This is a genomic window from Pseudomonas sp. GW456-E7 (assembly GCF_059424105.1).
In genome coordinates this window covers 89,162-110,513 of sequence record NZ_JBWKZB010000019.1, presented here as the reverse complement: position 1 = coordinate 110,513, position 21,352 = coordinate 89,162, and the positions used below count along the sequence as shown (strand labels likewise).

Sequence of the window (21,352 nt, the reverse complement as noted above, 5' to 3'; positions counted from 1 at the left end):
GCGATGGACTCAAGAGCGCCGCGTTTAGTCAGTAAACACGCGGCATCGTTAACGACCATCGCGAGCAAGCTCGCTCCTACAGTGGATCATTCTCGCTTAACTGAACAGCATTACGGCTGTACCGGGCTTTGTGTCCGGGCAGGCCTCAGGCTGCCATATGGGTTGCGGCCCATTCCTTTTTGCAACTGGCTTTCATCGCTTCCATTTGCTCGCCGAGGTCGTCGAGCCTGGATTTTCCCAATAGTTTTTTCGCCTGAGGAAACATTTCGGTTTCCTCCTCTTCAATGTGGTGCTCCAGCAGCTCTTTGACGACCTTCACTCGCCCGGCAAATTCCGGTGTGCCCGGATCAGTCTGCTTCAGATCCGGTAATACCAGCGAGTCGACGGTGCGATGTTCTTCCTTCGCTTCGAAGTACAAGACGTCCTGCTCCTTGGTCCCTGCCGCCTTGAAGGCTGGGTAGAGGATTTCTTCTTCCAGTTTTGTATGGATGGAAATCTCCATCTCCAGCTTATCCAGGAGGTCAGTGCGTTTCTTGATCGCTTTATCAGTCGACTCGCTCAATTGAGCAAGAATGGCTTTCACGGTTTGATGATCGGCTTTGAGAAGGTCAATCGCGTTCATGTTGGCTGCCTCAGCTAGCGTGGAATTGAGCCTCAACGGGGTGTGGCATTGAGGCGTGCCGATAGCTATCGCATTTCCTGTGCCAAGGGCATCGGCCAGCCAATACGCCGGTAAACAAGGACTTGCGATCCGTGTTCTTCCACTGGGGCGTGCAGTCTGCAAGAAAGGGCGATTTGAGCATTGCAGATAGCAGAGGCGATTCACTGTAGGGGCGGGTGCAAAAGGTAGAGCGGTCTGATGACCACGCAGTTACGCGTGGTATCTGTGAGGTTATTGCTGCAAGCTGTGCATTAATGATCTGCAATCAACCTACCTTGTTCGTCAGGAGATCAGTACTCACACTGGCGGCACTTGTGTGAAGGCAGCTTCCGATTGAAGGGGAAATGACCATGGTCTCTGCGATTCGATTCAACCAGTCTGGCAATCCTGAAGTACTGAACCTGGAGTCACTGAGCGAACAATCGCCAGGACCCGGCGAAGTCTGGCTTGAGCAGGCAGCCATTGGGGTCAACTTCCTCGACGTGACTCAACGCAAGGGCGCGGTGCCCGTTGCGTTGCCATCCGGACTTGGGTTGGAGGGCGCTGGGCGTGTCGCCGTTGTGGGGGCCGGTGTCAGCAACGTGCGGGTTGGAGATCGCGTCGCTTATGCCACCGGCCCTGTTGGCTCCTATGCTTCGGCCCGGCTTTTTCCGGCTGAGCGGCTGGTCAGGATTCCGGATGCATTGTCGTTTGCTGATGCAGCAGCCGTCATGTTCAAGGGCATCACTGCGCAGTACCTGTTGAAGGCCACCTATCCCGTGGGGCAGGGCACAACCATTCTTCTCTACGGTGTAGCGGGTGGGCTGGGGGAAATTATGGTGCCGTGGGCCAAGCACTTGGGGGCGACTGTAATCGGCGTCGTTTCAAAGCCGGCCAGTGTCGAAAAAGCTCAAGCGTTGGGCTGCGATGAAGTCCTGGTGTTTGACGCTGACAACCTGGCATCGCAGGTCGCTCGTTTCACCGAGGGCAGAAAGGTCGACGTTGTCTATGACCCCATAGGGCGCGCTTCCTTCCAGGCTTCTCTGGACTGTCTGCGACCACGGGGCCTGATGGTGTCGTTTGGCGCTTCCTCCGGGGCGCCTTCAGCCGTGGAACTGTCCACGCTCAACGCCAAAGGCTCGTTGTTCCTGACACGTCCTTCGTTGGCCGCCCATACGGCGAGCGCCTCTGAGTACCAGGAGCGCGCACAGGATGTGTTGGCCGCCATAGGTGCGGGTATCATCAAGCCCCGGATCTGGGCAAGCTACTCGCTGGCTGACGCAGCACGGGCACATACCGACCTGGAGTCGGGGCGTTCATCGGGAGCGATCATTCTAAAACCATGAATATTGATGTTCTGACCAGTCAGTCCAGTGACGAGATCGCTGCGTTTCTGGCCGTTGCTTCGCAAGGCTCGTTTGTCGGGGCGGGTCGGCTATTGCAGCGACACCCGACTGTCGTCTCGAAACGACTCGCCGCCATGGAAAAGCGCCTCGGCGTTCGGCTCGTGGAGCGTTCGACCCGGCAGGTGCGAATCACTGAAGCCGGTGCCCAACTGGAGCAGCGTCTGCGCTCTGCCATCGAGCTGATGAATGAAGCGCAGCAGCAAGCGGCGAAGGGCGCCAGCGAAGTTCGAGGTACTTTGCGCCTTGCATTACCGGCAGCGATGGGACGGCGTTGGCTAGGTCCGATGCTGCCGGAGTTTCTCGAGCTTTATCCGCATGTCTCGATCCTCGCCGATTACAGTGAGCGTCTGGTGGACATCATTGATGAGGGTTTTGACGCTGCCATACGGATCGGCGAGTTGGAAGACAGCCGGTTGATCGCCAAAAAGCTGAGCGACCATCGCCGGATTCTGTGCGCTTCGCCGGCTTACATCCGAAAGCACGGAATGCCCCAAACGCCACAGGATCTGATCAAGCACAATTGCCTGCGCTTCAGTGGCCTTGCGTCTTTTCCGCAGTGGCGACTCCATCGCGGCAACGAACTTCAGACGATTACACCGAAAGGCAACCTGACAGCCAATGACAGTGAATCCTTGCTGGCGGCCGCCCGTGCTGATGCGGGAATACTAGGGGCCGGTGACTGGTTGATGAGTCGTGATATCGCGGCCGGAAGGTTGTTGCGTGTCCTTGCGGATTGGCAATTGGACACTGCCGGTGGGGTCTATCTGGTCAGGCCATCGGCCAAATTTCCCACGGCCGTGGTTGTTGCCTTCAAGCAATGGATCGAATCAAGGTTTGTTCCTGCACCGCCGTGGAGTATTTGAATCGGCTGTAGCGGTGCATATCGTACTCGAACCTCCAGCCTCGGCCTTACAGCGAAGCGTTGAGTTCGTCGATCAGGCTTTCACGATGTTTCAACGCTGAAACGGACGCCTCGCCCAGCTTGCTGGCAACGGCACTCAACAACGCCTGCGCCAGCAACATGAAGGCGCACATGCTGTTGCTGAAAAACAGGCTGTGGTTCGGCACATAGAAGCTGTGCAATGCAACCTTGGCCAGCGGCGAGCTGGATGAGTCGGTCAGCGCAATGACCCTGATCCCGTGGCGGGCAGCCACTTCGGCAGTGGCGAGCACGCTGGGGGTGTAGGGGAAGCAGCTGGACACCACCAGCACATCGCCCACATCCAGTTGCGCAAGGGCATCCGCCACACCCTGGCGACTGGAATCGAGCGCCGCCACATCCGGGCGCAACATGCCCAGGCCGTAGGACATGAAAAGCGCGAGCGAATTGAATTGGCGCATACCGTGGATCCGTACCCGGTGGGCACTGGCAAGCAATTCGACGGTCTGGACAAACACCTCGGGATCGACCTGCTCGATCATGCTGGCGATGTTTGCGCTTTCCTGGCGACCCAGGCGAGTCAACTGATTGAGGATGTCCTTGTCACCGGCATTGACCACCAGTTGCGAGGCCTGGTCACTGTAGAAATGCTTGCCTTCGGTAATCTCCCGGCGAAAGACGTCCTGCAATTTGCTGAAGCCGCCATAGCCCAGGCGTTGTGCCAGCCGGGACAGTGTCGAGGCGTTGACGTCCAGTTGCTCCGCCAGTTCACTGATCGAAGATACAGCGGTGCGTTGCGGCGACTCTATCAGTGCCATCAATACGCGTCTGGAGCTGCTGCCCAGGGCGATATCCACCTCGCGCCGTTCGATGGCTTCGAGCAATTGCTTGAGGCCATTCAAAGTGTCAGGTAATTCTGCCGGGGCAATAGTCATCAGGGGCATCCATAAGCTGTTGGGCGGTCGCCACTCGACCTTGAGTGCTTGGGAAATCGGTGTTGCGACGCGTGAAACTGGCCATTCTACCGCGCCAGGGGGCATCGCGAAGACTACCCCTGGCGTGGTTTTCACCAGAGTGCCCGGGACAGCTTTTCTCCGGGGCATCCCTGTTTTCTCATAGCGCTAACTTTTGCCGAGAGGGTTGAGTACCAAGCCCTCGATATCGGGTCGGCCGGTGCCTGGCCTGGTATGAATCCGCCACTTTACCGCGCTGGCGCTGATCAGGAAAACCCCGGTGGCCAAGGTGTTTTCATCGTCCGGATCATCGGCGGCGGTGCGGTATACAGGCAGGTGCCCGCCCGAAGTGTCGCGCAGTATACCCAAAGACAAATCGGCATCCAGATCGCCGGGTACCTGCTGCAGCTGCTGGTCAACGCATCGTTGCCGGGCGCCCGAGCTGGCGGTGATGCGTTGAGGGACCCGGTTCAGCGACGGCGCGATCAGGTGGTTGGAATGCCCGCCCGGCCTGCGCACTTCCCTGATGGCACTGCCTTCGGCGCTGGCCTCGACGCTGACGACCCGATGGCTCCCGGCCTGGCCGAACGTATGGTGAAACGCACCGGCGCGGTCGGTTCGGGTCACTATCGCAATCGCTTCCTGGAGGGTGTGGGCGTCAAGCGTCGCGCGACCCAGGATCTGTCGAGGGATACCGGCTGGAATGCTGGCTGGGCGAATGTTGTTGACGGTCGCCACCAGTCCGCGCTCGTTGACGGCCAGGGTGTGTCCAGGCAAAGAACCCGGATAGACAAAACTGCTGAACGCCAGGCCTGACTCGGGTTTGACATGGGCGAATGCGCAGCTTCCCCTGAGTTGTGGCAAGCCGTCCTCATTGTGAGCGATCAGCGTGCCGCCGCCGGCAGGACCGAACACCGTAGTGCAGCCATCCACGCTTTGCGGGTGAACGAAGTCACCCCGGCAGTTCCACATGAACACTTCATTGAACGGCAGCTGCAAGCCAGCGGCCAGTCCTTCGATTTCCCGCCAGTAACGAGGAAACGCTGTTTGCACGGCTTGACGCATCTGCGCGGCGGCTGGCGTTTGCGCCAGCGAAGCCAGGTGTTGCCAGAGTGCCAGTGGACGCAAGTGCCGATGCACGGCATCACGACCGAAGACACCGAGGCCATGACCTATCGCATGCGCGTCTCCTTCAATATGAATTTGGGGCAACGTCATGACGTCTCCTCAGGATACGTGCTGTAGAAATTCCCGCAGGCGCGGGCTGGGAGGGTTGGCGATCAGCGTGGCGGGTGGCCCGTCCTCGGCGATACGGCCCTTGTCGATAAAGATCAGTCGAGTGGCGACCTTGCGGGCAAAGTCCACTTCATGGGTGACGATCACCATGGTCATGCCTTCCTCGGCCAGCGACTTCATGACGGTGAGCACTTCATGACGCAACTCCGGGTCCAGTGCCGAAGTCGGCTCGTCGAACAGCATCAGCTTGGGCTTGACCGCCAGCGCACGGGCAATGGCCACTCGCTGTTGCTGGCCACCGGACAGTTCGGACGGGTAGTGATTGGCCCGCTCGGCGAGGCCGACTTTTGCCAGAAGCCCGGCGGCGATCGCCTCGGCTTCCGCACGGCTGGCGCCACGCACCCGCACCGGGCCGAAGGCCACGTTCTGCAGTGCGGTCATCTGCGGGAACAGGTGAAACTGCTGGAAAACCATTCCGGCTTCCTGGCGAATCAGCCGCTCATCGACCTTGGGGTTGTTGACCTCCAGCCCATCGACGATCAACTGGCCCGCGCTGATCTCCTCGAGCTTGTTGATGCAGCGCAACAGCGTCGATTTGCCTGATCCAGACGGGCCAATGATCACGACCACTTCGCCGCTGGAAATCTTCAGGTTGATGTCATGCAGCACTTGAGTACTGCCAAAGTGCTTGGAGACACCTTTGAACTCGATCATAGGATTTTCAACCTCGATTCCATGCGCCGCAGCACGTAACTCAATACCAGGGTGATGATCAGATAGATGATGGCCACCGCTGACCAGATTTCCATCGCGCGGAAATTGCCGGCAATGACTTCCTGCCCCTGGCGGGTCAGTTCAGCGACACCAATGACAATGAACAGTGAAGTGTCCTTGATGCTGACGATCCACTGGTTGCCCAGCGCCGGGATCATCCGCCGGAAGGCCAGCGGCGCAATGACGTAGCGCAGCGTGTCTCTGCCGGATAATCCCAGCGCCAGCCCGGCCTCGCGAAATCCACGGTTTATCGACAGCACCGCACCGCGGGTGATTTCGGCAATGTAGGCGCCGGAGTTGAGCATGATGGTCACCACCGCCGCGCTGAACGGATCGATGCGCACCGGCACCATCATTGGCAGGGCGAAGTAGATGAACATGACTTGCACCATGATCGGAGTGCCACGAATCAGTTCGATGAAAACGAGCGCAACACGGCTGCTGAGAAAACCGCCGTAGGCGCGGGCAAAGCCCGCGACTACGCCGATGATGGCGCCACCGATCAGACCCAGGATCGAGATCCACAAGGTCAGCTTGGCGCCCTCGAGCAGTACCGGCAGCGCATCCCAGATGGCGCTCCATTGGAAATGCATGCTGAATTCTCTTTTTTAATGAGGGGCAGGGGAGTTACTGCGGATCGGTGCCGAACCACTTGCGGTAGATCTGCGCATAGGTGCCGTTGTCACGGACCTTCTTCAGTGCCCCATTGACCTGTTCGCGCAACTCGCTGCCCTTGGGAAACGCAATGCCATATTGCTGGGCCATCATCTGTTGGCCGACGGCTTTGACCTGGCCTTCACCCGCCGTCTTGATGTAGTACAAAACGTTTGGCGTGTCGTGCATGGCGGCGTCGACGCGACCAGTGCGCAGTTCCAGGTAGGCATTGTCGATATTGGGGAACTGTCGCAGATCGCTGGCCTTCAGATTGGCCTTGGCATAGTCGGCTGCCGAGGTGCCGCTTTTCACCGCCAGGGTCTTGCCGGCGATATCCGCTTCACCCTTGATCGCGGCATTGTCGCTTTTGACCATCAGCAGGAAGCCGCTGTCGTAGTAGCCGTCGCTGAAATCGATGGCCTGTTTGCGTTCTTCCTTGATGGTGATGCCGGCCAGCGCCACATCGACGTTGTGGGTCTGCAGGGCGGGAATGATGCCGTTGAAATCCATCGGTTTGAGCTTGTAGGTGACGCCCATTTCCTTGGCGATCGCTGCCCACAGGTCGATATCGAAACCGACGTATTCGTTACCCTGTTTGAACTCGAAAGGTACGAACGCCGTGTCCGTTGCCACGAGCAGTTCCTTGCCAGCGGCAAAGCAGCCCGATGCGCCGACCAGTGCCATTACAGCCAGTGATGCCTTCAGAAGGTTTCTCATGCGTGTTTTCTCTTCAGGTGAGTACAAACCCCAGGGCAAGCCCGGGGCGGTTGGGGTAGCGGCAGTTTGTTTTTCGAGTGATCCAAGGCGATTCACTCCACTGTTTTTGTTGTAGGCCCGGCTAGCCACCTGGAGAGGAGGCGCACGAAACGTATGCTTTGATGCAAAATATACGTGCAAAAAAGATAAATGCAAATAAATTTTGCGGATGACTTTCCGCCTGCAATTGCAGGCATGTGTCCGTATTAATTGGACTTGACGGCTGAATTGGCAGCGAATGATCGGATTTGCAAGAGCAAAAAAATATTGCAATTGAATTTTATGCACATATTATTTGCGAAAATAATCCGGAGGGGATCATGAGCCACGTCTTTCATCGCAGCCTTACACAAAGCTATCCAACGGCCGTTCAAGGCGATGGCCCCTACTTGATCGACAGCGATGGTCGTCGCTACCTCGATGCCAGCGGCGGTGCCGCTGTGTCGTGCCTTGGCCATAGCGATCCCGAAGTGATTGCCGCCATTCGCAACCAGGTCGGTCAATTGGCCTATGCGCACACGTCATTTTTCACCACGCAGGTGATGGAGGACCTGGCGGATTTCCTGGTAGCGCGGGCACCTGAAGGGATTGAGTCGGTGTACTTCGTCTCGGGTGGTTCCGAAGCCGTGGAAGCGGCATTGAAACTGGCCCGCCAGTATTTCATCGAGATCGGTCAGCCGCAGCGCAAGCACTTGATCGCACGCCGCCAGAGCTATCACGGCAATACGCTCGGTGCGCTGGCCACGGGTGGTAACGCATGGCGGCGCAAGCAGTTCGAACCCTTGCTGATCAACGTCAGTCATGTCAGCCCTTGCTACGCCTACCGCGAACAGAAAACCGGAGAAACGGCCGAGGCAATGGGCATGCGCCTGGCCGCCGAACTTGAAGATGAAATTCTGCGCCTGGGTACCGAAAACGTCATGGCATTCGTCGCCGAGCCGGTGGTCGGCGCGACCTTGGGCGCCGTCGCCGCCGTGCCTGGCTATTTCAAACGCGTCCGTGATGTGTGCGACCGCCACGGCGTGTTGTTGATCCTCGATGAGGTCATGTGCGGCATGGGCCGGACCGGGACTTTGTTCGCGGCAGAGCAGGAAGGGATCACCGCGGACCTGATCACCATTGCCAAAGGGTTGGGCGCAGGTTACCAGCCGATCGGAGCTACGCTGGTGAGCAAGAAAATCCGCGATGCCATCGCCCAGGGCTCGGGGTTCTTTCAACACGGTCATACCTACATTGGCCATGCCACGGCATGCGCAGCCGCGCTGGCGGTGCAGCAGGCCATCGAGTCGCGCAACTTGTTGGCTCGCGTCAATCAGCTGGGCGAGGGACTGCGCACCCGGTTGCTCGACCGGTTGGGTAACCATCCCCATGTGGGTGACATTCGCGGGCGTGGCCTGTTCCAGGGCGTCGAACTGGTAGCTGATCGCGGCAACAAGGCGCCGTTCGATCCAGCGCTCAAGTTACACGCCAGGCTCAAGAAAGCCGCCATGGCACAAGGACTGATGTGTTACCCGATGGGTGGAACCGTCGACGGTCAGTACGGTGATCACATCCTCCTGGCCCCGCCATTCATTCTGCAAGACCATCATCTGGACGAGGTCGCCGACAAGCTCCTGCGTGCCCTGAACATTACGCTCAAAGGTCTCTGAGGAATCATCGCCATGGCTATTCAATCGCGCCTGACACCCCTTGACGAAGCACAAATGAACGAGGCCCAGCGCGCCGTTCTCAACGAAATCCTCACCGGCCCGCGCGGCAACCTCGACGGGCCTTTTCTGGCCTGGATTCACAGTCCCGAACTGGCCAACCACGCACAGCGACTGGGCGCATTCTGCCGTTATGGGACTCGCCTGGAACTGCGTTTGACCGAGCTGGCGATCCTCTACACCGCGGCATGGTGGCAATCCCAGGCCGAGTGGCAGATCCATGAACCCATCGCACGTTCTGCCGGCCTGGCCGATCCGATCATCGAAGCATTGCGTCAGCAAAGGTTCCCACCCTTCACCCGAGCAGATGAACTGCTGGTTTATCGAGTGGGCAAGTCGCTGTACGAGACACGGCGTATCGACGACCTGCTTTACGCCGACGCTGTAAAAGCGTTTGGCGAGCCGGCTGTCGTCGAACTCATTGGGGTCTTCGGTTATTACGCACTGGTGGCGATGACCCTGAACGTCTTCGCCGTACGCCGCGATAGCGATGCACCGCTTCCATTTAATGAGCCTGCAGAGGGCAGAAGTGCAGAGCAAAAAACATCGCAATGAGCCCCTCAACAACCGACCGAAGAGGCCGCCAGGTGAACGCTTTTAAGTGTCGAGCAGTATCAAGCCCGAAGCCTTTCATCGACGGTTGCCGAAGTCTGCAGCAGCGAAAACAGGTTCTTCGGATCCTGCAGCTCCGGTACCAGCTGAATATCGCTGCCAATGTTGAGCGTTCGTGCAACATCCAGCACATAGCGCAAGGCGGAATAGTCCTCGATGGCGAAGCCGACCGAGTCGAACAGGGTGACTTGCTCGGCATGCTGGCGACCTTGAGTCTGACCATCGATGACCTTCCAGAACTCGATAACCGGAGAGTCGGCGGGCACCTGCTGAATTTCCCCTTCAATTCGGCTTTGCGGCTCGTACTCAACCATGACCCGCGCACGCTCCACGATGTCCCGGTGCAGTTCAGTCTTGCCGGGGCAGTCGCCCCCCACGGCGTTGAGGTGCATCCCGGGCTCGATCATCTCAGGGGTTAAAATGGTTGCGTAGGCCTTGTCGGCCGTGACCGTGGTCACGATATCGGCACCCCGTACCGCTTCTGCGACGGTTTTGGCAACGCTCACCTGTATGGCAGGGTAGGCCCGCAGGTTGGCTACCAGTTTCGCCGTTGCCGCTGGATCGATGTCGTAGAGACTGATTTCAGTAATGCCGAGCAATGTATGAAATGCCAGAGCCTGGAACTCGCTCTGTGAGCCATTGCCGATGAGCGCCATTCGGCGACTGTCCGGTCGGGCGAGGTAGCGGGCCGCGAGCGCAGAAGTAGCAGCGGTGCGAATGGCGGTCGTCAGCGTCATTTCACTCAGTAACACAGGCTTGCCGGTGTCGACGTCTCCCAGGGCGCCGAACGCCATGACCGTCAGCATGCCATTGTGAGTGTTCTTCGGGTGTCCATTGACATACTTGAAGGCGTAGAGCGCCGCATCAGACACGGGCATCAGCTCGATGACACCCTCCGGCGAGTGGTTCGCCAGGCGCGCGCATTTTTCGAAATCCGGCCAGCGTACGTAGTCTTGACGGATGTATTCGGCCATTTCTATCAGGCAGCGAGGCAAGCCTTTTTCCCGGACGAGGAGGCTCAGATCATTGACGTCAATGTAACGGGTCATATTGGGTTCCTTTGCGCGTCTTTTTAGTGGGCCGGTCTGGACGACCTGTGGGTGGTCCATGTAGTTGCAACGGACTTATTGTCGAGGCAATGGCGAGAAGATTTCGGCCAATACCGACCCTGGATACAGCCAGAGAAGTCGAAAAACAGGGCGCGCACAGCGGAATCGGTCAGGCACCCTTTACGACTCAGCGTTATGCAGATGGAGCCTGCTTCAAAGGCATCCGCATTGACTGTGGTGCTCCCATCAAGCGGAGAAACAGTCACTTGCAGCAGACGACAGAATCGGCTGTGAAACCCCTTCGTTCAGCACAGGCACGCTGTTTGAACAGGGGGTTACGACACCAGCACCCTCCCGGCAATTGGCATTCTGGCGGTCCGTTTCAAGCACTTGTCGTTCACCGCTTGAGATGGCGTGCAACTGCGACGACTGGCTGCTTCCAGTCGATAACAACAAAAACGGCTGCGGTGAAGACCGCAAAGACTCTCTGCCCCTGTCAAAAAGTGTGGTCCGACGCAGGCGCCGGATCGCGATAAATCCAAATAATCCGGGACTCAAGAACATGAACATCAAATGGCTGACTTTGCCGGCACTCGCGTTGCTGTGCTGCACCACGGGCGCCAGTGCCAAGGAATGGAAGGAGCTGCGATTTGGCGTCAACCCAAGCTACCCACCCTTTGAATCCACCACGGCCGATGGCGGTGTACAGGGTTTTGGCGTGGATCTGGGCAATGCAATCTGTGCCGAGCTGAAGCTCACCTGCGTGTGGGTCAGCAATGATTTCGACGGGCTGATTCCGGGGCTCAAGGCCGGCAAGTTCGATGCCATCGAATCGTCGATGACCGTGACCGACGCGCGCAAAAAACAGATCGACTTTACCGATCGCCTGTACGCCGGACCGACTGCCATCGTTACCCGCAAGGATTCCGGTCTGCTGCCGACTGCCGAGTCGCTGCGCGGCAAGACCATCGGTTACATGCAGGGCACGATTCAGGAAACCTACGCCAAGGCCAAACTGGCGCCGGGCGGGGTGAAACTGCGGGCCTATCAGAATCAGGATCAGGTCTATGCCGACCTGGTGTTTGGCCGTCTCGATGCGTCGATCCAGGACAAGCTGCAAGCGCAGATGAGTTTCCTGACCTCGCCACAAGGGGCGGACTTCCAGAACAGCGAAGGCATCAGTGACCCGCTGGTACCGTCGGAAATCGCCATAGGTGTGCGCAAGGACAACGAAGAGCTCAAGGGCATGCTCAATGCCGCCATCAAGGCCCTGCACGACAAGGGCATCTACGCGCAGATCCAGCAGAAACACTTCGGTGACCTGGACCTCTACAACAACTGATCCTCGCGCCCCGGTCGCTGTGTTGCAGCGAGCGGGGCGCATCAAGACAGGTGACTGGCGTGAATTCCTTCCTGAATATTCCGGGGCTCGATCTTTCGGCCCTGCAAGGCTATGGCCCTTTGTTGCTGCACGGCACCTGGGTCACCCTCAAACTGTCGGCGCTCGCACTTGTGGTGAGCATGGCGCTGGGGCTGCTCGGCGCGGCGGCCAAGCTGTCGCCGCTGAAGCTGTTGAATCTGCCGGCGACCTTTTACACGACACTGATCCGTGGCGTGCCCGACCTGGTGTTGATGCTGCTGATCTTTTACAGCCTGCAAGGCTGGCTCAGCGCCCTGACCGAAGCCATGGGCTGGCCCTACATGGAAATCGACCCATTCGTGGCCGGCATCATCACCCTGGGTTTTATCTACGGGGCGTATTTCACCGAGACCTTTCGCGGGGCGATTCTCAGTGTGCCGCGCGGTCAGCAGGAAGCCGCCGCGTGCTTTGGCCTGAGCCGTTGGCAGCGTTTTCGTTTCGTGGTGTTCCCGCAAATGATGCGTTTCGCCTTGCCGAGCCTTGGCAACAACTGGCTGGTGCTGCTCAAGGCCACGGCGCTGGTATCGATCATCGGTTTGTCGGACCTGGTCAAAGTCGCGCAGGAGGCCGGCAAAAGTACCTTCAACATGCTTGATTTTCTGCTGTTGGCCGCCGCGCTTTACCTGCTGATCACCAGCGCTTCGAACTGTGTCTTGCGCGTGCTGGAACGGCGCTACAACCAGGGTGTACGGGGGATGGCGCGATGATCGAGTTGATTGCCGAATACTGGAAACCCTTTCTGTTCAGCGACGGCGAGACCCTCACCGGGTTGGCCATGACCCTTTGGCTGCTGGTGGCGAGCATTGCCATGGGCTTTTTCCTGTCGTTGCCCCTGGCGATCTTGCGCGTCTCGCGCTGGGGCGTCTTGCGTTGGCCGGTTCAGCTGTTTACCTACATTTTTCGCGGCACGCCGTTGTATATCCAGTTGCTGATTTGCTACAGCGGCATCTACGGCATTGCCGTGGTCCGTTCACAGCCATTGCTCGAAGCGTTTTTCCGCGATGCCATGAATTGCACCTTGCTGGCGTTTACCCTCAACACCTGCGCCTACACCGTGGAAATTTTTGCCGGAGCGATCCGCAGCATTCCCTACGGTGAAATCGAAGCGGCCCATGCCTATGGCCTCAGTGGCTGGCGCCTGTATCTGCAACTGATCCTGCCTTCGGCGCTGCGCCGCGCGCTGCCTTACTACAGCAACGAAGTGATCCTGATGTTGCACGCGACTTCGGTGGCGTTCACCGCAACGATCCCGGACATCCTGAAAATCGCCCGGGACGCCAACGCCGCGACTTTCATGACCTTTCAGGCCTTCGGTATCGCCGGTCTGCTGTACCTGGTGCTGTCGTTCGGGCTGGTGGGTGCGTTCCGCCTGGCTGAGAAACGCTGGCTGAGCTTCCTGGGCCCGGCCCACTGACTTCCATTTTTTTCCAGAGCGGCACCGATAAGTGTGCCGCTCCAGGAGTATTCGCATGTACAAACTCACCGTTGAAAATCTGTATAAACGTTTTGGTGACAACGAAGTACTCAAGGGCGTCTCGTTAAACGCGCGGGCAGGGGACGTGGTGAGCATGATCGGCGCCAGCGGCTCGGGCAAAAGCACCATGCTGCGCTGCATCAACTTTCTGGAACGGGCGGACGAAGGCGCCATTGCCCTGGATGGCGAGCGAGTCCTCACCCGCCAGGGTGTCGGTGGCATGCGTGTCGCCAACCCGAAGCAGTTGCAGCGCTTGCGCACGCGACTGGCGATGGTGTTCCAGCATTTCAACCTGTGGAGTCACCTGACCGTACTGGAGAACATCGTGCTGGCGCCGTGTCGCGTCCTGGGCATGAGTCGCAAGGCTGCCGAGGAGAGCGCGCGGGCGTATCTGGACAAGGTCGGCTTGCCGCAACGGGTGGCCGATCAGTACCCGGCGTTTCTGTCGGGCGGGCAGCAACAACGGGTGGCGATCGCCCGGGCCCTGGCGGTGGAACCGGAAATCCTGTTGTTCGACGAGCCCACCTCGGCGCTCGACCCGGAACTGGTGGGTGAAGTGCTGAAGGTGATTCAGGCACTGGCCGAAGAGGGCCGGACCATGTTGATGGTGACCCACGAAATGGGGTTTGCCCGGCAGGTCTCCAGCCAGGTGTTGTTCTTGCATCAGGGGCGGGTCGAGGAGCAGGGTGATGCTACGATACTCGACCGGCCGAACAGTGAACGTTTGCAGCAATTTCTATCGGGTCGTTTGAAGTGAGGCAAGGCGTACATGGCGGATATCCGCGATCTGTCGATCGTGCTTGATCGTATCGATCAGGCAATCATTGAAGTGTTGCGCCACGAAGGGCGCATCACCTATCAAAAGCTGTCCGAGCGCGTGCACCTGACCCCCAGGCCATGTCTGGAACGAGTGCGCAAGCTGGAACAGCTTGGGGTCATTCGCGGCTATGGTGCGATTCTCGATGAGAAGAAACTGACGCCGGGCTTGTCATTGCTGGTGCTGGTGGCGTTGTCGAACCAGAGCGGACGCGCCGCGCAAAAGGCCTTCGAAGCCAAAGTCCGCGCCTGCCCGCAGGTGCTGGAATGTCGCCTGATCAGCGGTGCGTTCGACTACAGCCTGCGCATGCGCTGCCGTGACATGGAGCATTACCGGGTGTTGACCGAAGTCTGGTTCGACGACCCGGATTTGCACATCGACAAACTGGTCAGCCACCCGGAGCTGGCGATGGTCAAGACCACCATGGAATAAGATCAAAAGATCGCAGCCTGCGGCAGCTCCTACAGAACGGCGGTGAACACGGTCCGTGTAGGAGCTGCCGAAGGCTGCGATCTTTTGCTTTCCGGCCCTCACCGAATCGGCTGAAGAGGGCATTTTCTTCAGCCGTTTTCATCAGCGCAACAGCCATTATCAACCGGGTTTTTCCCCCTTTGAAACAGACAATGAGCCTCTCTCGTCCCTCATTGAGCCTGTGCCCATGCAAACCACCAATACGGTTTTAATGATTCGTCCGACACGTTTCTCCTTCAATCAGGACACGGCGGCGAACAACCGCTTCCAGCGTCCGGCAACCGTTGCTGAAGACGTACAACTCAAGGCCCTTGCCGAGTTCGATGGCTATGTTGACGCATTGCGCCAGCACGGCGTCGAAGTCCTGGTGCACAACGATCGCGAAGCGCCGCATACCCCGGACTCGATCTTCCCCAATAACTGGTGGAGCAGCCACCCGGACGGCACCCTGGTGCTGTACCCGATGCAGGGCCACAACCGGCGTCTGGAGCGGGACAAGGGTGTACTCGACGGGTTGCTGGGCGAATACCGGGTCGAGCAGGTGCTGGACCTGTCCAGCCTTGAAGAGCAGGAGGTTTTCCTGGAGGGCACCGGCAGCATGGTCCTGGATCGGCAACAGCGGATCTGCTACGCCGGGTATTCCACCCGCACCCACGCCCGGGCACTGGATCAACTGGTCACCCATCTGGGCTATGAACTTTGTGCGTTCAACGCGGTGGACCGCCAAGGCGTGGCGATTTATCACACCAATGTGATGATGAGCGTGGGCACGCGCCTGGCCGTGGTGTGCCTGTCAGCGGTTGCTGATCCCGCCGAACGCCAGGCATTGCGTACGCGCCTGGAAGACAGCGGCAAGCAGGTGATCGCCCTGGATTGGGCGCAATTGGAATCTTTCGCCGGCAACATGCTGGAGGTACACAACGCAGCAGGCGAGCCACTGCTGGTGATGTCACGTACCGCCTGGCAATCCCTGGACGCCGATCAGCGTCGTTTGATCGAAACTCATACCACGCCGTTGCCAGTGAGCATCGACACCATCGAGCGCATCGGTGGCGGCAGCGCGCGCTGCATGCTGGCCGAGGTGTTCCTGCCAAGGCAAATGCCCACTCGGCAACAGGTGCGATGATGGTCCGCCCGGTAACGGCCGCCGGGCGAGAGGGGAAGGCGCGTTAGCCAGGGAGCCGGAGGTCCAGCCGGACCCGGTGTAGGCGAGGCCGCCGTGGTCCACGAAAGCTGGAACGTTGGCCGCTGCGGCTCGAACCGTGGCGACCTCTGCTACCTGAACTCACCCGCAGCGGTGTTTCACTCGAATGCAAATACCTTCTTCCAATCCTTTTTCATGCTGATGACCGTCCAGCCATCTCGCTTTGCCTGGCCATAAAGGGGTTGCGTGAAGGTGCCTACCTTGGTCTCGGGCAATGCTTGAGCCGGGCCATAGGCATATTCGCGCTCGGCGTCGTCGTGCAGCACCAGCATCACCAGCCGCGCGCCTTGGCCGGCCTTGGTGTATTCCAGCATCTGCTTGTCGCCGGTGGAGTTGCCGAAGGCCGCGTTTGGCTGACGGCCCGTCATCAGGTAAATGTTCTCTGGCTTGCCGGCATCGTTGTCGTTGAGCACTACTTTGGGTTGTTTGATCAACTGCGGTTTACCGTTCTTGTCGTAGACATACTCGGTTGCGCCAGCGCTACCGATGACTTGTTCCGCAGGCACGCCATAGATCTCTTCGGAATAGGTGCGAACGAAGTCCTGACCACCCCCGGTGACAATGTAGGTCTTGTAGCCATTGTCACGCAGGTACTGCATGACTTCTTTCATTGGCTGATACGTCAGTTCGGTGAAAGGACGCTTCCAGCGAGGGTCGCGGGCTTCGGCCAGCCAGGCACGAACTTGCTGCTTGAACTCATCCGTGGGCATGCCGCTGAGGGTCACCATGGCGATTTTCAGGTAGTCATCGAGGGTCAGTTTTGCCATGGCGGCACGGTCGCCCGACAGTACCGTCTTGAAGGGTTCGGCGCTGGCCAACTCCGGTTTTGCCTTGACCACCTCAGGAACGCGGCTCAGGCAATAAAACAGTTGGCTATACGCTGGATGCTCGACCCACAGCGTGCCGTCCTGGTCGAAGGTCGCGATGCGTTCGGCTGGCGAAACGAACTGGCTACCCCCTTGCTGGGTGGTCGCCTTGACGAATTCCACGATGGCTTGCTTGGCCGGCCCGTCATTCCAGGATGCCAAAGGGTCAGCCGCGAACACCGCCGTCGACGCGATCAGGCTCAGCCCGAGTACGGCGAGGGGCGCGCCATGGCGGCGTTCAACGTGCGAGCAAAGGCGCGTCGTAGTGACTGCGGAGTTCCAGGTACGCTGCGCCAGGGTCATGAGATTCATGAAGTTCACCTACGGTGGATGGATTAATCATGGGCGGTTACATGGCTGCTCACTCTGGCGATGACTACAGCAGTCAGTTCGCAATCCAGTGTAGTGGGTTTGCGAATAATTGCTGTTTCTGCACTCGGATCGAGACATTGCTCAATGCAGGAGCGGCACGGGATGGGGCATGTCCGAGAAGTACATTCCGGGGGAGTGCAACATGAGCTGATCAGCTATACACAATATTCCACCCGGCACTTCTTCAACCGATCGAGGTTGTCAATGAATTACACCCTCCCACTGACAGCGCTACTGGTCACAGTAAGTCTCTCGGGCTGTACCCGTTCATCCACCCAGTCGGTGACGCTTCCCCTGAAAGCCACACAGCAGAATGCCGGCCAGATCGCCAATACGACGCTGACCGCCGTGGACAACGAAAGTAATTTCAACTTCTACATCTCTGGCGTCCCGGCAGGAACCACTTTGCCGTTGCGCATTTACACGTTCGTCAACAGAGGCAACTGCCAGCAGCCAGGCCCGGTTGCTTACGAGATGAACGACAGGATTACCACTCAGCGTACTGCTCAGGCAGGTTGGACGTTTGAGCGTGTTGCCCCGGTCTCTGTGTCGGATCTGATGTCCGGTCAATATTCCGTTGTCGTGCGCACGACACCTGAGGATGGCAGCGTCGATCTTTTTTGCGGGGAAATCGCACAAGCGGCTCGGTGAACGTTTTCGTTGATCGTTCAGCCAAGCGTCGCCAACGTGACTGTCGCGTACGCAAGTGCCGCTGATGTTCAGCGGCACTTGCTCGGGTTTATGCAAGCAACTGTCGCTTCAGAACCTTGCCCACCGAACTGCGGGGCAGGGTGTCAATCATCTGCACCGACTTCACGCACTTGAAACCAGCCAGACGCAGGCGGCATGCCTCGATGATCACGGCCTCACTGGTAGCGCCTGGCGACGCGGCAACGACGAAGGCGACTGGCACCTCGCCCCATCGCTCATCAGGCTGGCCGATGACGGCGACCTCGGCGACACCTGGCAACGAGGCGATCACCGCCTCCAGTTCTGCCGGGTAGATGTTCTCGCCACCGCTGATGATCATGTCCTTGAGGCGATCCACCACGTGGAGAAATCCATGCTCGTCAATGCGACCGATGTCACCGGTTCTGTACCAACCTTTTTGAATAGCTACCTGGGTGGCTTGCGGATTACGCCAGTAGCCGGAAAACATCATCGGCCCACGACACCAGACTTCGCCGTCCAGGCCGGGGGCCAGTGGCTCCAGGCTGGACGGATCGACGATTCTGACCTCACCAAACATCAGCACCTTGCCGTGGGAGTGGGCATGGGCGAGGCCCATTTCCTGGGTCCAAAAGGTCACCGCGCCACAAAACTCGGTAATGCCGTACACCTGCTGCACCTTCACGCCGATGGCCAGGCAGTCTTCGATCAGCCTGAGGGGAACTGCCGAGGCGCCGCAGGTCACGGAAACCAGGCTGCTGCTATCGACTTCCTGTTTTTTTGCCAGGGCCAACAATGCCTGAAGCATCACCGGCACCGTCATCAAGCTGGTGATGCGCTCGCGAGCGATCACCTCCCAGACTTGTGTGGGGTCGAAGTCAGGCAGCAGCACCGTGGTGCAACCTTTGAACACGTTGGTCAGCATGGGGGAAAGACCGCCGATATGGAACATCGGCGCGATCAGTAGAAAGCGGTGGTCCTGATTCCATTCCAGGGTGGCGCTGTTGCTTTGCGCGGTCCAGATTAACGCTGCGTGGGAGAGCAACGCACCCTTGGGTTTTCCGGTAGTGCCCGAGGTGTACATGATCACCGCCGGGGCATCGCCGCCGCGGCCCAGCAACAGCGGCGCGTCCAGGCTGGTATCGGCAGTGATGCGCTCGTAGGCGCCTGGCGCTTGTCCGGTACCTTTGTTGATCAGAATCAGACCTGGTCGGTCAGCTACCAATTGCCGGACGGTGGGTGCGAACGCGTCCTCGAACAGCAGCGCTGCCGGTTCGCTGTCGGCCAGGATGTAGCTCAGCTCGGGCGCCTGAAGGCGCCAGTTGAGTACCACCAACGTGGCGCCGGCCTTCGCTACGGCAAACAGCGCGCAGGCGAGAAACTCGCTGTTCTTTGAATAGACCGCCACGCGATCGTCTTCGGCCACGCCCTGTGCAACCAGATAATTGGCCAGGCGATTACAGCGTGCGTCGAACTGGGCGAAGGTCCATCTTCCCGTGGGTGAAACCAGCGCTTCTCGGTCTGGCGTCAAGTCGGCGCGCTGTGCCAGCAACCGTCCTAAATGTACGCTCATGGGGTTCTCCTTTTTTATTGTTATGGCTAGGGGGCCAACTCAGAGACGGGGCATGGCGCGTTCGATCAAGGTGCTCAGCGGTGCATTGGAATCGAGGCTGCCAAAGGCGAATCCACATTCGTTGCCCAGGCGTGCCCGGCAGAAGATGTCGGCAATCTCGTTATTGCCTGACTTGAGCAGCAGCCCGGCCTGGATTGCCAGCGCGGTGCGCTCCACCACCAGACGGCTTCGGGCCTCGAGGTTGCCAATGTCCTGGAATGCGTTGTGCAACCACTGCAGGTGGCTGTCGTACAGCGGGTGCAGGCCTGCGGCGTTTTGCAGTTCGGCAAACAAGGCCTCACTGACCGCCGGGTCTTTGTGCAACGAGCGCAGCACATCCAGGCATTGCACGTTACCGCTGCCTTCCCAGATGGAATTCAAAGGTGCCTGGCGGTACAGGCGCGGCAGGATGTTTTCTTCGACAAAGCCAATCCCGCCCAGACATTCCTGGGCCTCGTTGACGAACGCCGGGGTGCGTTTGCAAATCCAGTACTTGCCGATGGCCGTGGCGATACGAGCGAAGGCCGCTTCCTGCGGATCGTTCGGCGAGGCATCCACGGCACGGGCGATACGCATCGTGAAGGCCACGGCAGCTTCACTCTCCAGCGCCAGATCGGCCAGGACGTTACGCATCAGCGGTTGTTCGATCAGCACATGGCCGAAGGCATGTCGTTGGCTGACGTGGTTAAGCGCTTGCACCAGGGCCTGGCGCATCAATGCCGAAGAGGCAATCACGCAGTCCAGACGGGTCAGCGCGACCATCTCCAGAATGGTCGCCACCCCGCGACCTTCAGCACCGACCAGATAGGCCGTGGCGCCCTGGAACTCCACTTCGGAGGAGGCATTGCTCCAGTCGCCCAACTTGTCTTTCAGACGCTGGATGCGCACGGCATTGAGCGAGCCATCAGGCAGGATTCGCGGCATCAGAAAACAGCTCACGCGCCCATCGAGCTGGGCAAGTACCAGGTGCGCATCGCACATGGGGGCAGAGAAAAAGAACTTGTGACCGACCAGTTTGAAGCTGCCATCGGCCTGAGGGTGGGCCTGGGTGGTATTGCTGCGTACATCCGAGCCACCCTGTTTTTCGGTCATGCCCATGCCCATGGTGCAGGCGCGTTTTTGCTCGACGGGTAGGGGACGTGGGTCGTAGTCCCGGGCGGTCAGTTTGGGGATCCAGATTTTTGCCAGCTCAGGGGTGTTCAACAGCGCCGGAATGGCGGCGTGGGTCATGGTCAACGGGCAGCAGGTGCCTGCATCTGCCTGGCCATTGAGATACAACAAGGCCGCGCGCACCACATGGGCTCCGGGTTGCCCCGAGTGGTTCCACGAAAAACTGTGTACCTCGCCGCGCATCGCGTTGAGCATCAGCTGGTGGTAGGCGGGATGGAATTGCACTTCGTCAATGCGCCGGCCATAGCGATCGAAGGCATGGAGCACGGGTTTGTTGCGATTGGCCAGCTCGCCCAGCTCCATTTGCTCGCCGCCACTCATGGCGCCATGGGCCGATAACTGTGCCTGTGCCCAGTCGCCGCCGTTCACTCGCACCGCTTCGCGCAGTGGGACATCACTGTCCCAGGCGTTGTAAGCTGGCAACGGCTGCGGCTGATTGAAAACTTCGTGGGTTGAAAACGGGGTGTCGATCTTTGGCTGGGTTGCGGCAGACATGAGTGGGTTTCTCCGTGATAGGTCCGGAGAAAATTACACTTAATGTATTTTTTATGTCAATCACTGTAATTTACGATCATTCATCAGGTGCGTGCCGAATCGTGCCTGGAAGGGAG

The 21,352-nt window shown here is 59.0% G+C and carries 21 protein-coding genes; 11 read left to right on the top strand and 10 right to left on the bottom strand.

The window, feature by feature from the left end; all coding sequences use genetic code 11:
• Positions 1-145: 145 nt before the first annotated feature.
• Entirely contained in the window at positions 146-622 is a 477-nt protein-coding gene (locus AC07YV_RS14570; RefSeq protein ID WP_102700420.1) for a PA2171 family ribosome-binding persister protein, read from the bottom strand.
• A gap of 389 nt (positions 623-1,011) precedes the next feature.
• On the opposite strand from AC07YV_RS14570, the gene AC07YV_RS14565 reads away from it, so the two are divergent.
• Together AC07YV_RS14565 and AC07YV_RS14560 are read left to right on the top strand one after the other, a co-directional pair.
• Positions 1,012-1,986, top strand: coding sequence for a quinone oxidoreductase family protein (locus AC07YV_RS14565; protein WP_102700423.1), 975 nt, complete (start codon positions 1,012-1,014; stop codon positions 1,984-1,986).
• Positions 1,983-2,909: a LysR family transcriptional regulator gene (locus AC07YV_RS14560; RefSeq protein ID WP_102700419.1), complete on the top strand. Its 927-nt coding sequence runs from the start codon at positions 1,983-1,985 to the stop codon at positions 2,907-2,909. Before AC07YV_RS14565 ends, AC07YV_RS14560 begins: the two co-directional genes overlap by 4 nt.
• A 46-nt stretch (positions 2,910-2,955) precedes the next feature.
• On the opposite strand, the gene AC07YV_RS14555 is transcribed toward AC07YV_RS14560, so the two are convergent.
• The 5 genes from AC07YV_RS14555 to glnH form a co-directional block, all read right to left on the bottom strand.
• Positions 2,956-3,861, bottom strand: coding sequence for a MurR/RpiR family transcriptional regulator (locus AC07YV_RS14555; protein WP_102700418.1), 906 nt, complete (start codon positions 3,859-3,861; stop codon positions 2,956-2,958).
• A gap of 186 nt (positions 3,862-4,047) precedes the next feature.
• Positions 4,048-5,097 (bottom strand): C45 family autoproteolytic acyltransferase/hydrolase, encoded by a 1,050-nt coding sequence (locus tag AC07YV_RS14550; protein WP_102700417.1) that lies wholly within the window; start codon positions 5,095-5,097, stop codon positions 4,048-4,050.
• A 9-nt stretch (positions 5,098-5,106) separates the two neighbouring features.
• Positions 5,107-5,829: a glutamine ABC transporter ATP-binding protein GlnQ gene (glnQ, locus tag AC07YV_RS14545; RefSeq protein WP_102700416.1), complete on the bottom strand. Its 723-nt coding sequence runs from the start codon at positions 5,827-5,829 to the stop codon at positions 5,107-5,109.
• On the bottom strand, positions 5,826-6,482 hold the full coding sequence (gene glnP, locus AC07YV_RS14540) for a glutamine ABC transporter permease GlnP (protein ID WP_102700415.1): 657 nt from the start codon (positions 6,480-6,482) through the stop codon (positions 5,826-5,828). The genes glnQ and glnP overlap by 4 nt, the downstream gene beginning before the upstream one ends.
• A 34-nt stretch (positions 6,483-6,516) precedes the next feature.
• Complete coding sequence (gene glnH, locus AC07YV_RS14535) at positions 6,517-7,260, bottom strand: glutamine ABC transporter substrate-binding protein GlnH (protein WP_102700414.1); 744 nt, start codon at positions 7,258-7,260, stop codon at positions 6,517-6,519.
• A gap of 359 nt (positions 7,261-7,619) precedes the next feature.
• On the opposite strand from glnH, the gene AC07YV_RS14530 reads away from it, so the two are divergent.
• Both AC07YV_RS14530 and AC07YV_RS14525 read left to right on the top strand, forming a co-directional pair.
• Positions 7,620-8,948 (top strand): aspartate aminotransferase family protein, encoded by a 1,329-nt coding sequence (locus AC07YV_RS14530; RefSeq protein WP_102700413.1) that lies wholly within the window; start codon positions 7,620-7,622, stop codon positions 8,946-8,948.
• Positions 8,949-8,960: 12 nt separating this feature from the next.
• Positions 8,961-9,560 carry a carboxymuconolactone decarboxylase family protein gene (locus AC07YV_RS14525; protein WP_102700412.1) on the top strand — a complete coding sequence of 200 codons (600 nt, stop codon included), beginning with the start codon at positions 8,961-8,963 and terminating at the stop codon, positions 9,558-9,560.
• 59 nt (positions 9,561-9,619) lie between these two features.
• On the opposite strand, the gene ocd is transcribed toward AC07YV_RS14525, so the two are convergent.
• Complete coding sequence (gene ocd / locus AC07YV_RS14520) at positions 9,620-10,666, bottom strand: ornithine cyclodeaminase (protein WP_102700411.1); 1,047 nt, start codon at positions 10,664-10,666, stop codon at positions 9,620-9,622.
• A gap of 562 nt (positions 10,667-11,228) precedes the next feature.
• Between ocd and AC07YV_RS14515 the strand changes: the two genes are divergently transcribed.
• The 6 genes from AC07YV_RS14515 to ctlX all read left to right on the top strand — a co-directional run bounded on the left by AC07YV_RS14515 (position 11,229) and on the right by ctlX (position 15,974).
• Positions 11,229-12,008 (top strand): transporter substrate-binding domain-containing protein, encoded by a 780-nt coding sequence (locus tag AC07YV_RS14515; RefSeq protein ID WP_102700410.1) that lies wholly within the window; start codon positions 11,229-11,231, stop codon positions 12,006-12,008.
• 59 nt (positions 12,009-12,067) lie between these two features.
• Positions 12,068-12,793, top strand: coding sequence for an ABC transporter permease (locus tag AC07YV_RS14510; RefSeq protein WP_102700409.1), 726 nt, complete (start codon positions 12,068-12,070; stop codon positions 12,791-12,793).
• Positions 12,790-13,500 (top strand): ABC transporter permease, encoded by a 711-nt coding sequence (locus tag AC07YV_RS14505; protein ID WP_102700408.1) that lies wholly within the window; start codon positions 12,790-12,792, stop codon positions 13,498-13,500. The genes AC07YV_RS14510 and AC07YV_RS14505 overlap by 4 nt, the downstream gene beginning before the upstream one ends.
• A 55-nt stretch (positions 13,501-13,555) precedes the next feature.
• Complete coding sequence (locus AC07YV_RS14500; RefSeq protein ID WP_007986657.1) at positions 13,556-14,317, top strand: ABC transporter ATP-binding protein; 762 nt, start codon at positions 13,556-13,558, stop codon at positions 14,315-14,317.
• A 12-nt stretch (positions 14,318-14,329) separates the two neighbouring features.
• Positions 14,330-14,809 carry an Lrp/AsnC family transcriptional regulator gene (locus AC07YV_RS14495; RefSeq protein WP_007974731.1) on the top strand — a complete coding sequence of 160 codons (480 nt, stop codon included), beginning with the start codon at positions 14,330-14,332 and terminating at the stop codon, positions 14,807-14,809.
• A gap of 226 nt (positions 14,810-15,035) precedes the next feature.
• Entirely contained in the window at positions 15,036-15,974 is a 939-nt protein-coding gene (gene ctlX / locus AC07YV_RS14490) for a citrulline utilization hydrolase CtlX (RefSeq protein ID WP_102700407.1), read from the top strand.
• 176 nt (positions 15,975-16,150) lie between these two features.
• Here the strand turns inward: ctlX and AC07YV_RS14485 are convergent, their stop codons facing one another.
• Positions 16,151-17,230 carry an HAD family hydrolase gene (locus tag AC07YV_RS14485; RefSeq protein WP_102700406.1) on the bottom strand — a complete coding sequence of 360 codons (1,080 nt, stop codon included), beginning with the start codon at positions 17,228-17,230 and terminating at the stop codon, positions 16,151-16,153.
• A 264-nt stretch (positions 17,231-17,494) separates the two neighbouring features.
• Here AC07YV_RS14485 and AC07YV_RS14480 point away from each other — a divergent pair, with 264 nt between their 5' ends.
• Positions 17,495-17,941, top strand: a complete 447-nt coding sequence (locus AC07YV_RS14480; protein ID WP_102700422.1) for a hypothetical protein — start codon at positions 17,495-17,497, stop codon at positions 17,939-17,941.
• Positions 17,942-18,029: 88 nt separating this feature from the next.
• Here AC07YV_RS14480 and menE read toward each other — a convergent pair whose 3' ends face one another.
• Together menE and AC07YV_RS14470 are read right to left on the bottom strand one after the other, a co-directional pair.
• A complete protein-coding gene (gene menE, locus AC07YV_RS14475; protein WP_102700405.1) occupies positions 18,030-19,532 on the bottom strand; it encodes an o-succinylbenzoate--CoA ligase in 1,503 nt (500 codons plus the stop codon).
• Between the two features lie 39 nt (positions 19,533-19,571).
• Positions 19,572-21,236, bottom strand: coding sequence for an isovaleryl-CoA dehydrogenase (locus AC07YV_RS14470; protein WP_102700404.1), 1,665 nt, complete (start codon positions 21,234-21,236; stop codon positions 19,572-19,574).
• Positions 21,237-21,352: the final 116 nt, after the last annotated feature.